This is a genomic window from Rhodococcus sp. IEGM 1409 (assembly GCF_030056735.1).
In the GTDB taxonomy this organism is placed as follows: Bacteria; Actinomycetota; Actinomycetes; order Mycobacteriales; family Mycobacteriaceae; genus Rhodococcus_F.
Map to the genome: position 1 here is coordinate 71,718 of NZ_JASHKN010000010.1, position 17,040 is coordinate 88,757.

Genomic DNA, 17,040 nt, shown 5'->3' on the forward strand with positions numbered 1-17,040 from the left:
ACTCGGTGCCCGGGGCGCCGAGGTGCGGATTCGCGATACCCTGCGGGGCGTGGATACCGTGAACACGACCGATGACCAGTCCGATTCCGAAGTCGAGTTGATCGAACGCAGCGCGACGTCGGATCGTCTGTTGGCGCAGCGGACGTTGTTCACCGGAACTTCGCCTGTCGCCAGTGACGAACTGTATGCGGTGACCAAGGTCGGAATGTCGACGCGATCGCGGTTCGAGTTGCGGCTTCAACCGGGGGCCGTCGCACACACCAACACCTTCTTCGGTCGATTTCCGGCCAGCTACTGGCAGCGCTGGACCAACGTCACCGAGGTCACCGTCACCGCGCACGTTGTGGCCGATACCGCTTGCCGCATCCAAATCCAGGCCTCGGACATCGGTGGTCACCGCCGGATCGTGACGAACGTCGTCGTGACCGGCGACGAACGAGTGTCCATGACCGCCCCGCTCGATACCTTCGTCGACGGCGGGGCGCTGTGGCTGCAGTTCGAAGCGCAGGGTGGCGGCGCGGTAGTCGACGACGTGGAATGGACCGTCGCCTCGCCGGAGTCGATTCGCCCGGTAGCCGTGGCGATCTGCACGTTCAATCGTGCGGACGACTGCGCACGCACGGTCGAGGCCCTCGCGTCCGACGAGCGTGTACTCGCGTTGCTCGACGCTCTGTACGTCGTCGATCAGGGAACGGATCCGGTCGAGAGCCGTGAGCTGTTCCAGGAAGTGTCGAAGAAGTTCGGTTCGCGGTTGCAGTATCTGCGGCAGGCGAACCTGGGTGGTGCTGGCGGATTCACGCGGGGCCTGTACGAAGCGTCGGCGGCCGGACCGCACGCCGACGTGATCTTGATGGACGATGACATTCTGTGCGAGCCCGAATCGGTTCTTCGACTGAGTGCGTTCGCGAACATGACGACGGAGCCGGCTTTGATCGGCGCCCAGATGCTCTTCCTGTTCAACCCCGACTTCCTGTTGGCTTCGGGTGAACGCGTCGATCTGGGCACCCTGCAGCGTGGTGTACCGACCGACGAGCACGGTGTTCGCAACCGGAGTGTGCTCGAGAAGCTGCCGGAACGTCGCGTGGATGCCGAATACAACGGCTGGTGGTCTTGCCTGATCCCTGCTGAAGCCATCGAGCGGATCGGATTGCCACTGCCGGTTTTCTTCCAGTGGGACGACGTCGAGTACAGCTTGCGGGCCGGGCGGGCCGGGATTCCCACCATCACGTTGCCTTCGGCTGCTGTGTGGCATGCGGACTTCTACTGGAAGGACGTCGACGGTTTTGCGCACTACTTCAGTACGCGCAACGGACTCATCACCGCTTCGCTCGACCCGGGGTTTGCACCCAAAACTCTCGCGAAGCAGCTCTCCCGGGACATTTCGCATTCGATCGTGGGTTTGCAGTACGGCCTTGCGCACACGCAACTCCGGGCGATCGAGGGATTCCTCGAGGGGCCGGCAGGTTTGGCGGATGGTGGGCAGAAGGCGCTTGCCGCGATCAACCAGGAGCGTAAGCGCTTCCCCGAGACGGTAACTCGCCCCGCGTCGGAGCTGCCGGGAAGGCTGCCGATCCGTCGCGTTGCGCCGAGCCCGAAACCTGGTCTGTGGACAGACCTCGTTCTCGCGAAACGTGCTGTGACGCAGGCGCGTAACCACCTCGAACGGGGTCCGGTGGCGATCTCGTACGAAGACGCGCAGTGGTGGCACGTCGGACGTTTCGATCACGTCTTCGTCACCGATGCTTCGCAGGGAGGCGTGCGTGAACGCCGCTTCGACAGCGAGAAGGCCGCCGAGATGAGCGGCCGCCTCGCCGGCGTGATGAAGAGGTTCCTCGCCGAAGCGCCAAGTGTTGCTGAGGCATTCGCTCGGGAATTCCCGCAGCTCACCAGCCGGGAGAACTGGGCTCGCCTGTACGAGAAGTGAGCCTTAACGCACTATCTTGACGATGACCTGCTCGTTGTCGACGGTGTACCCCAGGTATTCGAACGAGATGCCGGTGCGTGTGACGAACTCCGTCCACGCCCGGTACTCGTGCTGCTGCCACCCGGGATAGTTGAAGAACTCGTCGAAGACGACGATCGACCCGGGTACCAGTCGGTCGCCAAGGAGATCGAGCACCGTCTTGGTGGACGAGTAGAGGTCGGCGTCGAGGTGGAGGAAGGCCACGGGGCCGGGTTCGTCGTTCAGGAACGCGGGCAATGTGTGCTCGAAGAGGCCCGGAACAAGTTGCGCCCCAGGTACTTCGGGAATGGATTCCTGAGCGAACTCGCCGACCGGGAACCCGGTCCGCCACGTTTGCGGAAGGCCGGAGAACACGTCGAAACCCGCGACGGTTCCCTCGCGTTCGGTGAATGCCTCCGCGACGATCCTGAGTGTGGTTCCGCTGGCAACGCCGAATTCGAGTGCCATGCCAGGTATTTCGATCAAGCCCAGTGCATGGCGCAGCGTGTCGTGTGGGTGGCCGAATGTCTCGGCGACTCGAAGGTGTTCGAGGATGAACTCGGCAGTCGATGCCGTCGCTTCGAGGTCCACGGCGTAGGCCAGATCCCGCCGTTGACGAAATTCCAACTCGTCGATCCTGGACCGGAGGCCCGCGATATCACCGCGGGCCCCGGCCAGTTCGTCACGTGAGAGCGTCAGCGCATCGAGGATCTGCTGCGTGCGATCTGCGTTGCGCCGATCTGAGGCCTCGACCACCTCGGATACCGCACGCTGAAGCTTGGTCCTGGCGCTGGAACGGAACTGCTCGAACATGGCAACCTCTCGTCGGGATCACCCCCATGCTGCCAGGCTTTCTTCGCTAGCGGTCTCGACCGCGGTAGTGACTCTTGAGTTGTCGGGAGATCACCTTGATCTCCCGCGTCCTCTCTGCCTGCAGGCGAGCATCGCTTCGCGCGGCATTCCACGCGTTCTCTCGCTGTAGTTTCCGGTAGCTCGCGAGCCTCCGCTCGTCGACATCGCCACGCCCGAGTGCGCCCAGGACTGCGCATCCCGGCTCGGAGTTGTGTGCGCAATCGGAGAATCGGCACTCTGCAATCAGCTCCTCGATCTCGGGGAACGTCTTGTCGATCCCCTCCGCAGCGTTCCACATGCCAACCCCTCGCAGGCCGGGTGTGTCGATCAGCGTCCGGTCGCCGGAGAAGGGGATCAACTCTCTGGTGACGGTGGTGTGGCGTCCCTTTCCGTCGCCGGCCCGAACGCGACCGGTCTCGAGTCGGTTGTTGCCGGCGGTCTCTGCGAGGAGGGCGTTCGCGAGCGTCGACTTACCGGCGCCGGATGGACCGAGTATCGCCACGGTGCCGTCCAGAACTGCATCGAGTACATCCATTCCTTCGTTGGTCTCGGCACTGACAGCCAGCACTGTTGCGCCGGGCGCAATGGCGGAGACTTCGGCGAGAGTTTCGGAGATATATTGAGCTGCATCGGATTTGGTGAGTACGACGACAGGTGTTGCGCCGCTCTCCCAGGTGAGTGCGAGTAGTCGCTCGATGCGCCCGAGATCGACGTCGCCGTCCGAAGCCGTGGCGATGACGACGGTATCGACATTTGCCGCCAGAATCTGGCCTTCCGATTTCCCGGATGCCGAGGACCGAACGATGCTGCTCGATCGGGGGAGTATCGAAGTGACCGTGTGCATCTCGGGTTCGCGTGAGTCCCGTATCTCGGCCACGGCCACCCAGTCACCCGTGCACAGTGGGCCGGTACACCGTGGATCGCTGCCCCAGAGTGCGCGGACCGCGCCTTCGGAGACGGCCACGTCACACCGGCCGCGGTCGACGCGAAGAATGCGCCCGGGCACGGAGTCCGGTGGAGTCAGGGCAGTGAATTTGTTCGAAAGTGTTGCGTTCCAACCGTATTCGGTCAGGGGCGTGCTGTTTTCCGACATGGTGATTGTGTCCTCGAGTACGAAGAAGTGTGAATGTTGACGGTGCTGAAACTGCGGAACACGACAGTCATCAATACTCACTCCTCGAAAATCTCAGGACGCACCATGCGTCGGATCAGAATCGTCTCAGCCGCGGGCGCGACTGTGCAACTGATTTAACTCGGACGTTCGAACTTTTCTTGCCGGCCGAGTTTGCGCAGTCGCATCCACTCGCGCAGTCCTGCCGGATCGCGGCGTGTGATCAGAAAGTACCAGCCGAACCGAACCCATTCCTGCGGAAGCAGTTTCCGCATTCCCGGTTGGGCGAGGATGTATCCACGGTTGCGGTACGTGAAGTAGCGCTTCGTGTCGTTGTCGGGGTACTGCGTGTGCATGCGTCCGCCGAGGATCGGCTTGAACTCGTCCGCGCCGTTGGGGTGGACGTAAGCAGTTTGCAGGCAGGTACCGAACTTCAGGCCGGAACGCACGAGGCGACGGTGTACCTCGACCTCGTCGCCGCGGACGAACAGGCGTAGATCCGGAACTCCGACGGCATCGATCGCGTCGGCGGTGAACAGTGCGCCGTTGAAGAGAGACGCGATACCGGGCAGGAGATCCTCGTCGCCGAGTTCGGAACGCAATCGGCGCCACGACGTGCCGCGGCGCAGTGGGAAAGCGAGGCGGTCGGGGTTGTCGATGTCGCAGACGACGGGGGAGACCTCGGCCAAGTCGTTCCGAATTGCACAGTCGAGCAGTGTTTCCAGGACTTCGGGGCCCTCCGGGCGCCCGTCGTCGTCGGCGAGCCAGACGCGGTCGGCGCCGAGCGAAAGTGCGTAGAGAATGCCCAGAGCAAATCCTCCGGCACCGCCGAGATTGTGCTGAGAACCGATGTAACTGGTCGGCAGTGGAGCGCTGTCGACCAGCTCTTTCACATCAGCTTCGTCGGCATTGTCGACGACAACCAGATGATCGAGCGGACGCGACTGGGTGCTGAGGACCTTCAAGGATTCGGCCAGCAGTTCACGACGCTTGTGCGTGACGACGACCCCGATGATTTTCTCGGGTGCGCTCACGGGGTGTTCTCCCGTTCCATTTCCTTGAGGACGTGACGCACATGTTCGGCGGCGTCGTCACCTTCGTAGGCGCGCACGACGTCTTCGATGTCGCCTTGCATGCGGATCTGGCCGTGGTCGATCCACATCGCGCTGTTGCACAGCTGGGCGAGGAATTCGTTGGAGTGGCTGGCGAATACCAGGATGCCGGAGCGTTCCACCAGCTTCTGCAGCCGGATGCGAGCCTTCTTCATGAATTCGGCGTCGACGGCACCGATGCCCTCGTCGAGAAGCAGGATCTCGGGATCGATACTGGTCACGACGCCCATGGCAACGCGAACGCGCATGCCGGTGGAGTAGGTGCGAAGCGGCATCGAGAGGTATTCACCGAGTTCGGTGAAGTCGGCGATCTCGTCCATTTTCGCGAGCATCTGCTTACGGGTCTGACCGAGGAACAGGCCACGGATGATGATGTTCTCGTAGCCGGAGATCTCCGGGTCCATGCCGACACCGAGGTCGAAGACGGGTGCGACGCGTCCGCGAATGCTGGCGGATCCCCGGGTCGGTTCGTAGATTCCGGAGAGCAGGCGCAGCAGGGTGGATTTGCCGGCGCCGTTGTGGCCCACGAGCCCGATGCGGTCGCCTTCCTTGAGCGTCATCGTGATGTCGCGGAGCGCTTCGACGACAACGACATCGGAGTCGTTGCGGCCGATGGATCCTCCGGCTTTGCCGAGGAAAGCCTTCTTGAGCGAGCGGGATTTCGCGTCGAAGATCGGGAAGTCGACGCACGCGTTCTGCGTGTGGATGCTGACTGGCTGACTCATGTGTTTCCTCTAGACCCAGTAGGGCACGCGTGCCCGGTACTTGCGGAGTGCCAGGATCGCGACGGCCCAGCCGACGACGGTGAAGGCGATGACGATGTACCAGTGGTAGGCCTGCTGGTCGGCTCCGATGAGTGGTGCTCGGATGATCTCGAGGTAGTGGTACAGCGGATTTAGTTCGGCGAGCCGGACTCGCTCGCTGGCTTGCCCACCCTGGTCCTTGAGGGCCTGAGTTGTCCACATGATCGGTGTCAGCACGAACAGCAGCAGCGTCATGCTGCCCAGGATGGGAGCGATGTCGCGGTACCGGGTGGAGAAGATGCCGAAGACGATAGACACCCACAGCGTGTTCGCGACGATCAGCACGAATGCCGGTATTGCCGCGAGCGCAGTCCAGCTCATGTTCTGCCAGATGCTGAACGCGAACAACAGAACTATGTAGATCGCGAAGTTGTGTGCGAAGAACAGCACCTGCCGCCACACCAGTCGGTACACATGCACGCTCAGCGCCGACGGCAACTGCTTGATCAGGCCCTCGTTGGCGATGAAGACCTCGGAGCCTTCGAGGATGCCCGCACTGATCAGGTTCCACACGATCAGCCCGACCGTGACGTACGGCAGGAACTCCTTGAGCGGAATGTTCAGCAGCGCGGAGTACAGAAGACCCATCGCACCGGCCTGGACGCCGGTGGCGATCGTGATCCAGAACGGTCCGATCACCGACCGGCGGTAGCGCTGTTTGATGTCCTGCCAGCCGAGGCTGAGCCACAACTCACGCTGATTCAGACCGTCGCGAAGGTCTTTGAACGCACGACGGAACGTCTGGGAGTCGGACACGGGCGCAGGTGCGTCCGGCGTCTCGGATTCGATTGCGGATGCTGACACGGAGGTCGAGCCTACCGGCCTGGCGTCGGCGCCGGATTTCCCGCGGACTTCGAGGTGGTCCGGGTTACAGATACTGGCCGGTTCCTGGGCTCTGTTGGTCCGGATGTGCAGGTGAATGCGGAGCCCCGATGCTCATGCCGGGAGGCAGTGCGCCCTGACGCATTTGTTCGAGCTGAGCGCGCGCTGCCATCTGCTGGGCGAACAGTGCGGTTTGAATTCCGTGGAACAGTCCTTCGAGCCAGCCGACGAGTTGTGCCTGCGCGATTCGCAGTTCGGCGTCCGAGGGAATGGAGTCGTCGGTGAACGGGAGGCTCAGTCGCTCGAGCTCTTCACGGAGTTCGGGTGCCAGGCCCTGTTCCAATTCTCGGATGGACGACGTGTGGATGTCCTTGAGGCGCTTACGGCTGGCATCGTCGAGCGGCGCGGCGCGCACTTCCTCCAAGAGTTGTTTGATCATCGTGCCGATTCGCATGACCTTGGCCGGCTGCTCGACCATCTCGGCGACGGACTCGGCTTCTGATTCCGCGCCTTCGGGCGTGCCGGAGGTGGCGGCCTCTGCCTCGGCCGCCGGCATCGCGACGGGTCGACCGTCGGGTCCGATAACGAGTACCTGCTCTTTGTCGGGGTTCGTCATGCTTCCATCTTGTCGTGTGTGGGCGACAAACGCCGCTTAACCCCCAAAAAGTTAGCTATCGAATAACTGTACTGGCGGGTAATTGGGTGACTGCCTTCGACTAAGCGGGCGTCTGCACCTAGAGTGTCGAGCATGGCTTACGACGTTGCCCGCGTACGGGGGTTGATTCCCTCACTCGGTGACGGCTGGATCCACCTCGATCCGCAGGCCGGAATGCAGATCCCGGACGCCGTCTCGCGAACGGTCTCCACCGCGTTCCGTGCCTCTGCGTCTTCTTCCTCCGGTCGCCACGTCTCGAACCGTCGTAGTGCTGCCATTCTCGAGAGTGCGCGCACCGCGGTCGCCGATCTGGTCGGCGGAGATCCTGCGGGAGTCGTTCTCGGAGCAGACAGAGCGGTGTTGTTGGCATGGCTCGCCGAATCGCTCAGTTCGCGTCTGGGCCTCGGCACCGGTCTCGTACTCTCGCGCCTCGACGAAGAGGCGAACGTTGCACCCTGGCTTCGCGTGGCCAGTCGCTACGGCGCTCAGGTGCGATGGGCAGAGGTCGAAATCGAAACGTGTGAGCTCCCGAGTTGGCAGTTCAACGATCTCATCACCTCGACCACGCGGTTGGTGGCCTTGACGGCCGCGTCGCCGATCGTCGGTTCGGCTCCGAATGTCCGTGCCGCAGCTGATCGTCTGCACGAATTCGGTGGACTGATGGTGGTCGACGCAGTCGGAGCAGCGCCATATGCGCATGTGGACATGACTGAGCTCGGAGCGGACATCGTCGCCGTCAGTGCGCCGTCGTGGGGCGGTCCGCAGGTGGGTGCGCTCGTCTTCCGCGATCCCGGATTGCTTGACCGCATTCCGGCCGTGTCGCTCAACCCGTATGCGCGTGGCGCCGAGCGACTAGAGGTGGGCGGTCATCAGTTCGCGCTGCTGTCCGGGCTCACGTCGTCGATCGATTTCCTGGCCGGGTTGGACGAATCGGCAACCGGAACCAGGCGCGAGCGACTGGAGACCTCGATCAGCTCGCTGCAGAACTACCAGGACGGGCTGTTCGATCACCTCATGCGTTCTCTCACAGCCCTACCCAACGTGATGGTGATCGGCGGCGCACCCACGCGGGTGCCGACGCTCAGCTTCACGCTCGAGGGCATGGCGGCAGACAAGGTCGCGGCGCATCTGGCCGACAAGCGCATCGCAACGGTCAGCGGTACGCACGGCGGTTCCAGGCTGCTCGACGCACTCGGTGTCAACGACGAAGGCGGCGCGGTCACCGTCGGCCTTGCGCCGTACACGACGCGGTACGAGATCAATCAGCTGGTCGCCGAACTCGGCGCCCTGAGCTGATCGACCCCGCTCGGCTCACTTCACGGTGAGGATGACCTTGCCTACGGTCTCCGGCGAATCCAGCAATTGATGGGCTAATGGCGCTTCGGTGATCGGAAGTTCGGTCGACACAATCGGTTGAACCGATCCGTCTGCGATCAACGGCCACAGCTTCGCGCGGACGTCGGCGACGATGTCCGCTTTACCGCCAGGGCCGGTGAGCGGACGACCGCGCAGGCCCGTGGACGTGATGTTTCCGCGCTTTCCCATCAGCTTGGCGATGTCGACCTCGCCCTTGCGGCCACCCTGCATTCCGATGATCACGACGTGGCCGTCCATGGCGAGTGCGTCGACGTTGCGCCCGAGGTACGACGCTCCCATGTTGTCCAGAACCACGTCGGCGCCGTGGTTGTCGGTGGCTTCGGCGAGTGATGCTACGAAGTCGCTGTCGCGGTAGTTGATCAGAATGTCCGCGCCCAATTCGCGGCAGCGGTTCAATTTGTCTTCCGAACCCGCGGTAACGGCAACGCGGGCGCCGAGGGCTTTGCCGACCTGGATGGCGTGGGTACCGATTCCGCCGCCACCGCCATGGACGAGGAGGACCTGTCCGCGTCGTAGACCTCCGCGCATCACGACGTTCGACCACACCGTGCACGCAACTTCCGGCAGGGACGCGGCGACCCGGAGATCGACGCCCGCGGGAACCGGGAGAAGTTGTGTTGCGGGGACTGCAACCTTCTCGGCATAGCCACCGCCGGCCAGCAATGCGCAGACTTCGTCGCCGACGGACCAACCGGTGACGTCTTCGCCGAGTTCGGTGATCACACCCGAGCATTCGAGGCCGAGGATCTCACTGGCCCCGGGCGGCGGCGGGTAGAAGCCTTGACGTTGGAGCAGGTCGGCGCGGTTGACCGCGGTCGCGGCGACCTCGACGAGTACGTGCCCGCGAGGCAGTTCGGGATCGGGCTGCTGCGCCCATTTCATGACTTCGGGACCGCCGGGCTGATCGATCGTTATGGCGTACATGGATACGACGCTAGCGAATCTCCCCGCTGACGGGTGTTTTGCCGCTACCGTCGCGGACGTGACTTACTTCGGGAACATGCAGAACGAGATCTATCTGACGGGGCTGAGCGGGGCGAAGCCGGCTTTGCCGATGACTGCGGCGGGCTTGGAACATGCCGCGCGCGAGCAACTCTCACCGGAGGCTTTCGGGTACATCGCCGGTAGTGCGTCGACCGAACGGACCGCGGTGTCGAATCTGCGGGCGTTCGACAAGCATGCGATCGTGCCGCGCATGTTGCGGGGGACTGCGGCGCCCGACGCACGCGACCTGAGCGTCGAGGTGTTGGGGACGCGGTTGGCCGCACCGATCCTGACGGCTCCGGTGGGCGTGCTCGGCTTGGTCCACGATGACGCCGAGGTTGCGGTCGGTTCGGTCACTGCCGAGTTGGGGATCGGATCGATTCTCTCGACGGCGGCATCCTCGACTATCGAAGATGTAGCGGCGGCCTCCGGCGAGAACTGGTGGTACCAGCTGTACTGGCCGGCCGACGACGAGCTTGCCGAGTCGTTTGTCCGCCGAGCGGAGACGGCGGGCGCGAAGGCTATTGTCCTGACTGCCGACACTCCCGGTATGGGTTGGCGTCCAAGGGATCTCGAACTCGGTCACCTTCCGTTCCTGCAGGCGAAGGGCATTGCCAACTACCTTTCGGATCCGGTGTTCCGCGCAAAACTGGCGACGCCTCCCGAGGAGAGTGCAGAAGCTCTGCAGATCGCGGTTCTGACGTGGGTGTCGTTGTTCGGCAATCATGCGGTGCGGATCGCGGATATCGCGAAACTTCGCCAATGGACGACACTTCCGATCGCGGTGAAGGGAATTGTCCATCCCGACGACGCACGTGAGGCCGTCGCGGCCGGCGCCAACGGCATTGTGGTGAGCAACCATGGTGGGCGTCAGGTCGACGGGTCGATTTCGGCACTCGACGCTCTCGGTCCCGTCGCTGATGCGGTGGGGCATGAGGTGGACATCCTGATGGACTCCGGAATTCGTTGTGGCGCAGATGTAATCAAAGCTCTGGCCTTGGGTGCCGACGCGGTGCTGTACGGGCGGCCGTGGGTGTACGGGTTGGGATTGGCCGGAGCTGACGGAGTGCGTCATGCGCTACGGAGTCTCCTGGCCGACCTGGATCTCACGATGGGGCTGGCGGGCCTGGCATCGGTCGCCGAAATCGATCGTTCGATCCTCATGTCCAATTCGTGACTTTAGGGTGAGTCTTACTGTGCCGGGCGGACACAGGTCTAAACTTGGAACCTGTGACAGCTGAAGCGACAACCGAGGAGACATCGCAGGCGGCGCACGGTGAGACACCGTGGCTGACGCCATGCGAGATGCGTGCATGGCGCGGCTACATGGACGGTAATCAGCGCCTCATGGAGGTTCTCAACCGCGAACTGCAGGATTCACACGACCTGTCGTTGGCCGATTACCGTATTTTGGTCATGCTCTCCGAGTCAGCTGACGGGTCGTTGCGGATGAGTGACCTGGCTGACGGCGTGCTGTCTTCGCGGAGTCGCCTCACGCACCAGATCAGGCGGATGGAATCTCAGGGCATCGTCGTGCGTGACACCTGCGTCGAAGACGGTCGCGGCGTGCTCGCGCGGATCACGGAAGAGGGCAGGCGTCGCCTCGCCGAGGCGGCACCTACTCACGTGGCCGGAGTGCGGAACAACTTGGTCGATCTGCTGACGCCCCAGGAACTGGACGTGCTGGCAGACGTCTTCGAGAAGGTCGACAAAGCCATCGGCGAGCGCTGACGCCGGAGCCGTTTTCGCGGTCCGTGGGAACACCCGATAGGATCGCCCACGGAAGCGTGGCAGAGCGGCCGAATGCACTCGCCTTGAAAGCGAGCGTGGCGTTAAACCCACCGGGGGTTCAAATCCCTCCGCTTCCGCCAAAAGCAAAGGCTCTGACCTCGGACTTCGGTCCAGGTCAGAGCCTTTTTGCTGTTCTTTCGGAACCTCGATGCTCGATGATGTGCGGTCGATTGTCAGAACCGCACGGTGAACACCACGTGGCGACGCTCTCGGACCGCGCGCTGGAAGAAGTCCACCACCTCCTTCGGCGACCCGATCGGGTGCCAGGTGCGAAATGCACCCCAAGTTCCATGGCGTGATGCTAGCGGCCGACCTTGCCGGCGTCCCGCCCTCACTTCAAGACGAGTCGATTTAGATAACGATCCTGCTCTACCTCCGGCCGAAGTTACCCATGGTGCGCCTGTTGTCATACATACTTCATCGGTGATTCCGACAAAACGGACCGGCCTTTCTGCTGTATCGCTGGTGATCCTCGTCGTCGCGGGGTTGCTGGTCGCTGCCCCTGCCAGCAGCGCCGCGCCGCCGCCTGACTGGAAATACACAATGGTGGCGTTCAGCAATGCCAGCGACCGTGACATGGATGTCTACGAGTCGGCTGACGGCACCGGCTTTCAACTCGTCCAGCAGTCGGCGTACAGGCCGCCGTCAGGGCTCGTGCGTGATCCGAGCATCTTCCGGAACACAGACGGGTTGTACTACCTCACCTACACGACGGGTGGTGGGGCCAATATCGGGTTCGCACGCAGCAGCGACCGGGTCAACTGGACGCCGCTGGGGAACTATCCGGTTCCGTTTTGCTGCGCCCTCATGCCTGGTACGGGAGATGGCACCGGTTCCGCGAGCCCGCCGGGCTTCTCGGGTTCGGCCGGCTTCAGCGACGGACCGTCGCTGTCACCATTCGTCACCAAGGCCTGGGCGCCTGAATGGTTTGTGGACGGCGATCGCGTCAACGTCATCCTGTCGATGTCGACCGGTGGAGGGTTTGTGCCGTATCTGATGACGGCGTTGGAACCGTCGCTCCGGTTGTGGAGTCCGCCTGTTCCGCTCGCCGGGATCGGTGCGGACCACATCGACACCACCGTGGTCAAAGTGGGATCGACCTATCATGCGTTCACCAAGAACGAGACGAAGAAGGTCGTCGAGCATGCGGTCGCTCCTTCGGCGACAGGACCTTATTCGTTTGTCCCGCCAGGGAATTGGGGTTCGCTTGTCGAAGGTCCGGCCGTGGTTCAGTTGCCGAGCGGCGACTGGCGGATCTATCTCGACGCCTATACCGAGGGAAAGTATCTCTACTCCGACAGCACGGACGGGCTTAACACCTGGTCGCCTGTGCAAGAGGTTCCTGGGGTGTCCGGGACTGCACGGCATCTCGGCATCATGAGAGAACCGGCATAACTTTCGATCCCGAGTTGGTAGGGCTCTGATCAAGGACTCCGGTCTTGGTCAGAGCCTTTTCTCGTACTGGCGTACTACTTGTGTGCGCCGTCTGCGCGTATCAGTGATTGACAAGCTAACGGTGCAACGTAAGAGGGTCTTGCGAATTCGCGCCGACCACGAAGTGAGTATCTCCGCGTGAACTGTGCAGGGTTGCACTCCTCGGGCCCCGCTCGGGCTCCGCAATTCGCGATCGATTGCCAACTAGTGCCTGTTAGTTACATATTCAAGTACGTGCTCTGCTTGCTATCTGCACTTTCGGCCTTCAGCTGCTCTGAAACCTGGGAATTGCGGCTTCAGTTCGATTTGCCACACTGTTTCTGATGGATCTTCTCGTCCGTAAACTGTGGCCTTGCTCATATTGGGGCCTAGGTCCTTTTTGCTGCTGATCAGCCTGTCGAGATAAAGCTGTTACCGAAAGTTCACCCTAAATCCAATATGAGGGAGTCGGCGCGCTGGCGGGCGAACAGGACGATTGGTACCGTCCGGTAACTAAGCCAGTTAGTTGTCGGCTACCGCTCTGGTTGCTGTGTCACGTGGAGGAGCAGTTCATGTCGATCGAATCGGAAAACGGCGTATCCCATCGTCGATCGAAGGCCGCAGTGGGGCTTGCGGCGTGTGCGGTTGCCGCGCTGTCGTCGGGTGTGGTCTTCGCAGGGAGCGCATCGGCAACGCCGACGGCGTTGGCGGACAAATTCGCGAGCACGGTCACCGACGACGGCTGGTCGTTGGATCTTGCCGCCACGAAACTGTCGGCGAACCCGGTGCCGAATCTGGCGACGACGGCGTTCACTCGAGAGGGGTTCGTGTCGGCGAAGGTGACCGGCACGATCGGTGGTCAGGGCGATTCGGCAGTAAAGACCGGTTATGTCGAGCAGGGATTGCAGATCGGCTGCCAGATCGATGTCTCCTCCGGACTTGGCTTGGGGCTTGGCTTTTCGCTCGGCCCGTCTGTCGGTGTGAGTATTTCGGGTGTCCCGTCGGCGAACGTGGGTGTGAACGCGTCGGTGAATCCGAGCATCCAGTCGACGATTGCGCCGGGAACCATCACGACGATTCCGTTGGGGAAGAAGGATCTCGAGTCGTCGAAGGCGTCGATCACGGCAGAGAGCGTGCACGTGAAGGTTGATGCGTGCATGGGGCCGGTGACGATCCGCTCCTACGCACAACTCTCGGTGTCGACGGCGACGTCGGATAACACGTTGTTCGTGTACTCCGATCCCACCTGGCTCTGACCACGCAGCCGTCGTCAGCGCTGCTGGCGACTATTTCCGATCCGTCCCGTCCAGGGGTGGTTACTGATCGTGCTCACATAGGAGAAATCATGAAGATTCGTACCTTGGCCACTGCCGGAACCCTCACCGCAGGTATTGCCCTGATCGGTGTTCTCGGCGCCGGAGCGGCATCTGCTGCAACTCCGATCGTCGAACCTGAGCTCGGCCGGATCGGTCTGTCGCTCTCGAATGCGGAAACCGCGGCGTTGGCGGCGAGCCCGATCCCTGACGCCATCTCCGACATCGTTCCAGGCTCGCAGCGGTGGATTGAGCTCGCACCGGGCTCGGCGCTCACCGTCGCCCCCGATGGCAAGCTCAGCGCCCCCGACCGCGTAGTGATCGGCGAAGCCGCTGCCCATGATGGTGGCTACGTCGATGTCTACCTGGCTGATCCGAACAACCCGGCCAACGCCGGGTACGTCACCCTGACCTATCAGTACTGGAACTGATACCGCGCCCAGCACCGGCGACCCGTTGTCCCCGCTCCCCTTCCTATTTGGAGTTCCAGCCATGACCGTCAACAACGCCGAACGCCGCAGTGTCCAAGCGGAACCTGCTGCCGTCGACAGCAAACACGTTGCAGACGTAGATGACTGGGATCCGGACAGCGAACTCAGTCCACTGTCCAAGGCTGTGATCGCAACGGCAGTGGGACTGGGGTTGCTGATCGCGGCATTCGCGGTGATCGGGAAGCTCGCCGGCTGGGCGAACGACTACGGAACGATCTTGGTGTACCTGGCGTTCTTCCTGTGGATGTCGATCTCCGGACGGTTGTTCTGGTGGGGCGCAGACAAACTCGTCGCGCTACTCCGGACGAAGAAGAGTGACAATCGTGGTGCGCACCGGTGAAGTCCGATAGGCGACTTCGCCGTACTCTCGCGGGAGTGCTCGCCGCCGGAGCGCTGTTGACGGGAGCGGCCGGGGTGATCGGTGTGGGAATCGCGCTCACCGCCGCTCCCGCGCACGCGACACCGGAAGATGACTGTGCGGCGGTGCGGGCACGTGATCATCAGATCTACCTGAATCTGATTGCGTCGCTGCCACCTGGTTCACCCATCCCGCCTGAGATCATCAACCCGTGCCTGAGCGCGCCGTCCACGACCGCGACAGCTGCGCCGACGACCACCGTCGGGCTCCCCGGTGCGCAAGCTCCAGGCGGTGGCCCGAATGTCGGGGCCAATGCTCCGACGAACTTTCCCACCTACAACGGCACCCCCATCGTCCCTGTACCGACGATCGAGGTTCCGCCCATTGCTTCCGAGTCCTCGGACTCGGAAACTGGTGTCGGTGCATTCCCCAATGCATCGGCATCAGCGGTTCCCTCACCCACACCCACCCCGGGTGAGGGAACCACCACCGATCGTGGTCCCGGACCAGTACCCGCAGCGACGCCGAATAATGCTCCGACCCAGTCGGAATCAGCCCCCACTGTCGCGCCTTCCGGGCTCAACGAAGACGATGGACGGGACCGCTACCTCGAACTGGTCCTCGTCGGGGCCGCGGCGTTCACTGCCGGCGGGATCGGAGTACGTGGGCGTCGTTCACCATTCGGCCCGCGCATGCCGTTGGGTGGGCGTACGCCGGAATCGATGCTCTCCCAGGCAGTCGGTACCCTCGCCTCCCCGCTGACGGCATACGCGAAGGGTGGCCAGTCGAAGATCACTGTCACCGAACCCGGCGGAGGACGCCGTACGTTCTTCCTCATCCACGACGCGACGTCCTCACACGAAGCGGAAATCCCCGTCGACGTCCCGCCCGGCGGACACATGACCGTTAATCCGGACGGCTCAGTCACCGTCTTCGACGCGGACGGAAACCCCGTCTCGGTCGTCGCAGCTCCGTGGGCGTACGACGCCAACGGCAATCCTGTTCCCACCGACTACGAAGTTCGCGACGGCCGTCTCATTCAGAAGGTGTACGCCGACGAAGCGACCGCGTACCCGATTTTGGCGGACCCACCGGAAAAGAAGGCGAAGGCACCAGCATCGGTGGCCTCGAAACAGATACCGAAAGGCTCGAACACGACGTCGAAACCGAATTCGATGACCCCCCGCACGAGTCCGCGGAAACCGCAAAACAGTGGAAACACGAATTCGGGCAACACCTCTGGTGGGAATACGTCGGCACCGAACTCGATGACCCAGCGCACCAGCGCAAAAAAGCCGCCCGTCAGTGCGGAGCAGCAAGCGGTCAATCAACTTGCCGCTGCGCACGGCGACGTCCCGGACGGTTTCACCGGCAATGCCCCGATCAAACCCGGCACCACCGGCGATGGGGCACCGAATTCGATGACTCCCCGAACGTCACCGCAGGGCAAGCCATCGACCGACGACAATTGGACCACTCAATTCGGTCCACTCAACGTGATCGGTGGAATCGTTGACACTCCGGGGCAAATGGCGGAACAAGCTACTGCGACGAGGACGCCGAACGTGTCGTCGGCAAGGGGGATCAGGCAAGGGGCACTGAATGGTGTGAAGGGCCTCGCGAAGCCGATCCCTGCGCTGGGGTTGATCGTCACAGGAGCAGCGATAGCCTCCGATCTCACATCAGAAAACGGACCTAGTGCCGCCGAATCGGTCGCCACAAACGTGGGAGGAACTGTCGCAGCGGCAGCTGTCGGTGGCGCGGTGCTTGCTGTCGGTGCCGCCCCCGTGGTCGTCGCGGTCGCCCTTGGTGTGGCCGCTGGCTATGCTGCGGCGTGGGCGATATCGAAGTTCTGGGACTAGATGACGAGCTCGGATAGAAGCAAAGGTAGTTCGATGACTTCGAGGACGGAACCTACACGCACCCTCCATGCTCGATGGACCCAAAAACGCGGCGAGCTGGGCTTCCTCGCGTTCATTGTCAGTGTCGTTGTCTTCGGGATCAGTTCGATCGTGA

The 17,040-nt window shown here is 62.7% G+C and carries 16 protein-coding genes and 1 tRNA gene; 10 read left to right on the forward strand and 7 right to left on the reverse strand.

Annotation, left to right across the window (positions count from 1 at the left end; translation table 11 throughout):
• Nucleotides 1-49: 49 nt before the first annotated feature.
• Nucleotides 50-1,924, forward strand: coding sequence for a glycosyltransferase (locus QM716_RS23270; protein WP_283306501.1), 1,875 nt, complete (start codon nucleotides 50-52; stop codon nucleotides 1,922-1,924).
• Nucleotides 1,925-1,927: 3 nt separating this feature from the next.
• On the opposite strand, the gene QM716_RS23275 is transcribed toward QM716_RS23270, so the two are convergent.
• From QM716_RS23275 to QM716_RS23300, 6 genes are all read right to left on the reverse strand, one after another.
• On the reverse strand, nucleotides 1,928-2,755 hold the full coding sequence (locus QM716_RS23275; protein WP_283306502.1) for a TylF/MycF/NovP-related O-methyltransferase: 828 nt from the start codon (nucleotides 2,753-2,755) through the stop codon (nucleotides 1,928-1,930).
• Between the two features lie 46 nt (nucleotides 2,756-2,801).
• A complete protein-coding gene (gene rsgA, locus QM716_RS23280) occupies nucleotides 2,802-3,887 on the reverse strand; it encodes a ribosome small subunit-dependent GTPase A (protein ID WP_283306503.1) in 1,086 nt (361 codons plus the stop codon).
• 155 nt (nucleotides 3,888-4,042) lie between these two features.
• Nucleotides 4,043-4,939, reverse strand: a complete 897-nt coding sequence (gene glfT1, locus QM716_RS23285; protein ID WP_283306505.1) for a galactofuranosyltransferase GlfT1 — start codon at nucleotides 4,937-4,939, stop codon at nucleotides 4,043-4,045.
• The gene (gene wzt / locus QM716_RS23290) at nucleotides 4,936-5,742 is read right to left on the reverse strand and encodes a galactan export ABC transporter ATP-binding subunit Wzt/RfbE (RefSeq protein WP_283306506.1); all 807 of its coding nucleotides are present in this window, start codon (nucleotides 5,740-5,742) and stop codon (nucleotides 4,936-4,938) included. Before wzt ends, glfT1 begins: the two co-directional genes overlap by 4 nt.
• 9 nt (nucleotides 5,743-5,751) lie before the next feature.
• Nucleotides 5,752-6,624, reverse strand: coding sequence for a galactan export ABC transporter permease subunit Wzm/RfbD (gene wzm / locus QM716_RS23295; RefSeq protein WP_283306508.1), 873 nt, complete (start codon nucleotides 6,622-6,624; stop codon nucleotides 5,752-5,754).
• Between the two features lie 64 nt (nucleotides 6,625-6,688).
• Complete coding sequence (locus tag QM716_RS23300; RefSeq protein WP_283306509.1) at nucleotides 6,689-7,258, reverse strand: bacterial proteasome activator family protein; 570 nt, start codon at nucleotides 7,256-7,258, stop codon at nucleotides 6,689-6,691.
• A 132-nt stretch (nucleotides 7,259-7,390) separates the two neighbouring features.
• On the opposite strand from QM716_RS23300, the gene QM716_RS23305 reads away from it, so the two are divergent.
• Nucleotides 7,391-8,593, forward strand: coding sequence for a cysteine desulfurase-like protein (locus QM716_RS23305; protein ID WP_283306511.1), 1,203 nt, complete (start codon nucleotides 7,391-7,393; stop codon nucleotides 8,591-8,593).
• A 15-nt stretch (nucleotides 8,594-8,608) separates the two neighbouring features.
• On the opposite strand, the gene QM716_RS23310 is transcribed toward QM716_RS23305, so the two are convergent.
• Complete coding sequence (locus QM716_RS23310) at nucleotides 8,609-9,598, reverse strand: NAD(P)H-quinone oxidoreductase (protein ID WP_283306512.1); 990 nt, start codon at nucleotides 9,596-9,598, stop codon at nucleotides 8,609-8,611.
• Between QM716_RS23310 and QM716_RS23315 the strand changes: the two genes are divergently transcribed.
• The 8 genes from QM716_RS23315 (at nucleotide 9,597) to QM716_RS23350 (ending at nucleotide 16,886) form a co-directional block, all read left to right on the forward strand.
• Nucleotides 9,597-10,835, forward strand: coding sequence for a lactate 2-monooxygenase (locus QM716_RS23315; protein ID WP_283306513.1), 1,239 nt, complete (start codon nucleotides 9,597-9,599; stop codon nucleotides 10,833-10,835). The two genes, QM716_RS23310 and QM716_RS23315, sit on opposite strands and share 2 nt — an antisense overlap.
• 128 nt (nucleotides 10,836-10,963) lie before the next feature.
• A complete protein-coding gene (locus QM716_RS23320; RefSeq protein ID WP_020968140.1) occupies nucleotides 10,964-11,389 on the forward strand; it encodes a MarR family winged helix-turn-helix transcriptional regulator in 426 nt (141 codons plus the stop codon).
• 50 nt (nucleotides 11,390-11,439) lie between these two features.
• Nucleotides 11,440-11,529: transfer RNA gene (locus QM716_RS23325), tRNA-Ser, on the forward strand.
• 463 nt (nucleotides 11,530-11,992) lie between these two features.
• Nucleotides 11,993-12,844 carry a glycoside hydrolase family 43 protein gene (locus tag QM716_RS23330; protein ID WP_283306695.1) on the forward strand — a complete coding sequence of 284 codons (852 nt, stop codon included), beginning with the start codon at nucleotides 11,993-11,995 and terminating at the stop codon, nucleotides 12,842-12,844.
• Between the two features lie 590 nt (nucleotides 12,845-13,434).
• Nucleotides 13,435-14,118 (forward strand): MspA family porin, encoded by a 684-nt coding sequence (locus tag QM716_RS23335; RefSeq protein WP_283306514.1) that lies wholly within the window; start codon nucleotides 13,435-13,437, stop codon nucleotides 14,116-14,118.
• Nucleotides 14,119-14,207: 89 nt separating this feature from the next.
• On the forward strand, nucleotides 14,208-14,606 hold the full coding sequence (locus QM716_RS23340) for a hypothetical protein (RefSeq protein ID WP_283306515.1): 399 nt from the start codon (nucleotides 14,208-14,210) through the stop codon (nucleotides 14,604-14,606).
• A gap of 61 nt (nucleotides 14,607-14,667) precedes the next feature.
• Nucleotides 14,668-15,006 (forward strand): hypothetical protein, encoded by a 339-nt coding sequence (locus QM716_RS23345; protein ID WP_283306516.1) that lies wholly within the window; start codon nucleotides 14,668-14,670, stop codon nucleotides 15,004-15,006.
• Nucleotides 15,003-16,886: a hypothetical protein gene (locus tag QM716_RS23350; protein ID WP_283306517.1), complete on the forward strand. Its 1,884-nt coding sequence runs from the start codon at nucleotides 15,003-15,005 to the stop codon at nucleotides 16,884-16,886. Before QM716_RS23345 ends, QM716_RS23350 begins: the two co-directional genes overlap by 4 nt.
• Nucleotides 16,887-17,040 lie beyond the last annotated feature (154 nt).

Excerpts from the sequence above, each read along its gene's own strand:
- QM716_RS23335 (WP_283306514.1), top strand. The coding sequence starts at position 13,435 with ATGTCGATCGAATCGGAAAACGGCGTATCCCATCGTCGATCGAAGGCC.
- QM716_RS23320 (WP_020968140.1), top strand. The coding sequence starts at position 10,964 with ATGCGTGCATGGCGCGGCTACATGGACGGTAATCAGCGCCTCATGGAG.
- QM716_RS23340 (WP_283306515.1), top strand. The coding sequence starts at position 14,208 with ATGAAGATTCGTACCTTGGCCACTGCCGGAACCCTCACCGCAGGTATT.
- rsgA (WP_283306503.1), bottom strand. The coding sequence starts at position 3,887 with ATGTCGGAAAACAGCACGCCCCTGACCGAATACGGTTGGAACGCAACA.
- QM716_RS23315 (WP_283306513.1), top strand. The coding sequence starts at position 9,597 with ATGGATACGACGCTAGCGAATCTCCCCGCTGACGGGTGTTTTGCCGCT.
- QM716_RS23300 (WP_283306509.1), bottom strand. The coding sequence starts at position 7,258 with ATGACGAACCCCGACAAAGAGCAGGTACTCGTTATCGGACCCGACGGT.
- wzt (WP_283306506.1), bottom strand. The coding sequence starts at position 5,742 with ATGAGTCAGCCAGTCAGCATCCACACGCAGAACGCGTGCGTCGACTTC.
- QM716_RS23305 (WP_283306511.1), top strand. The coding sequence starts at position 7,391 with ATGGCTTACGACGTTGCCCGCGTACGGGGGTTGATTCCCTCACTCGGT.
- QM716_RS23275 (WP_283306502.1), bottom strand. The coding sequence starts at position 2,755 with ATGTTCGAGCAGTTCCGTTCCAGCGCCAGGACCAAGCTTCAGCGTGCG.
- QM716_RS23345 (WP_283306516.1), top strand. The coding sequence starts at position 14,668 with ATGACCGTCAACAACGCCGAACGCCGCAGTGTCCAAGCGGAACCTGCT.
- QM716_RS23310 (WP_283306512.1), bottom strand. The coding sequence starts at position 9,598 with ATGTACGCCATAACGATCGATCAGCCCGGCGGTCCCGAAGTCATGAAA.
- QM716_RS23330 (WP_283306695.1), top strand. The coding sequence starts at position 11,993 with ATGGTGGCGTTCAGCAATGCCAGCGACCGTGACATGGATGTCTACGAG.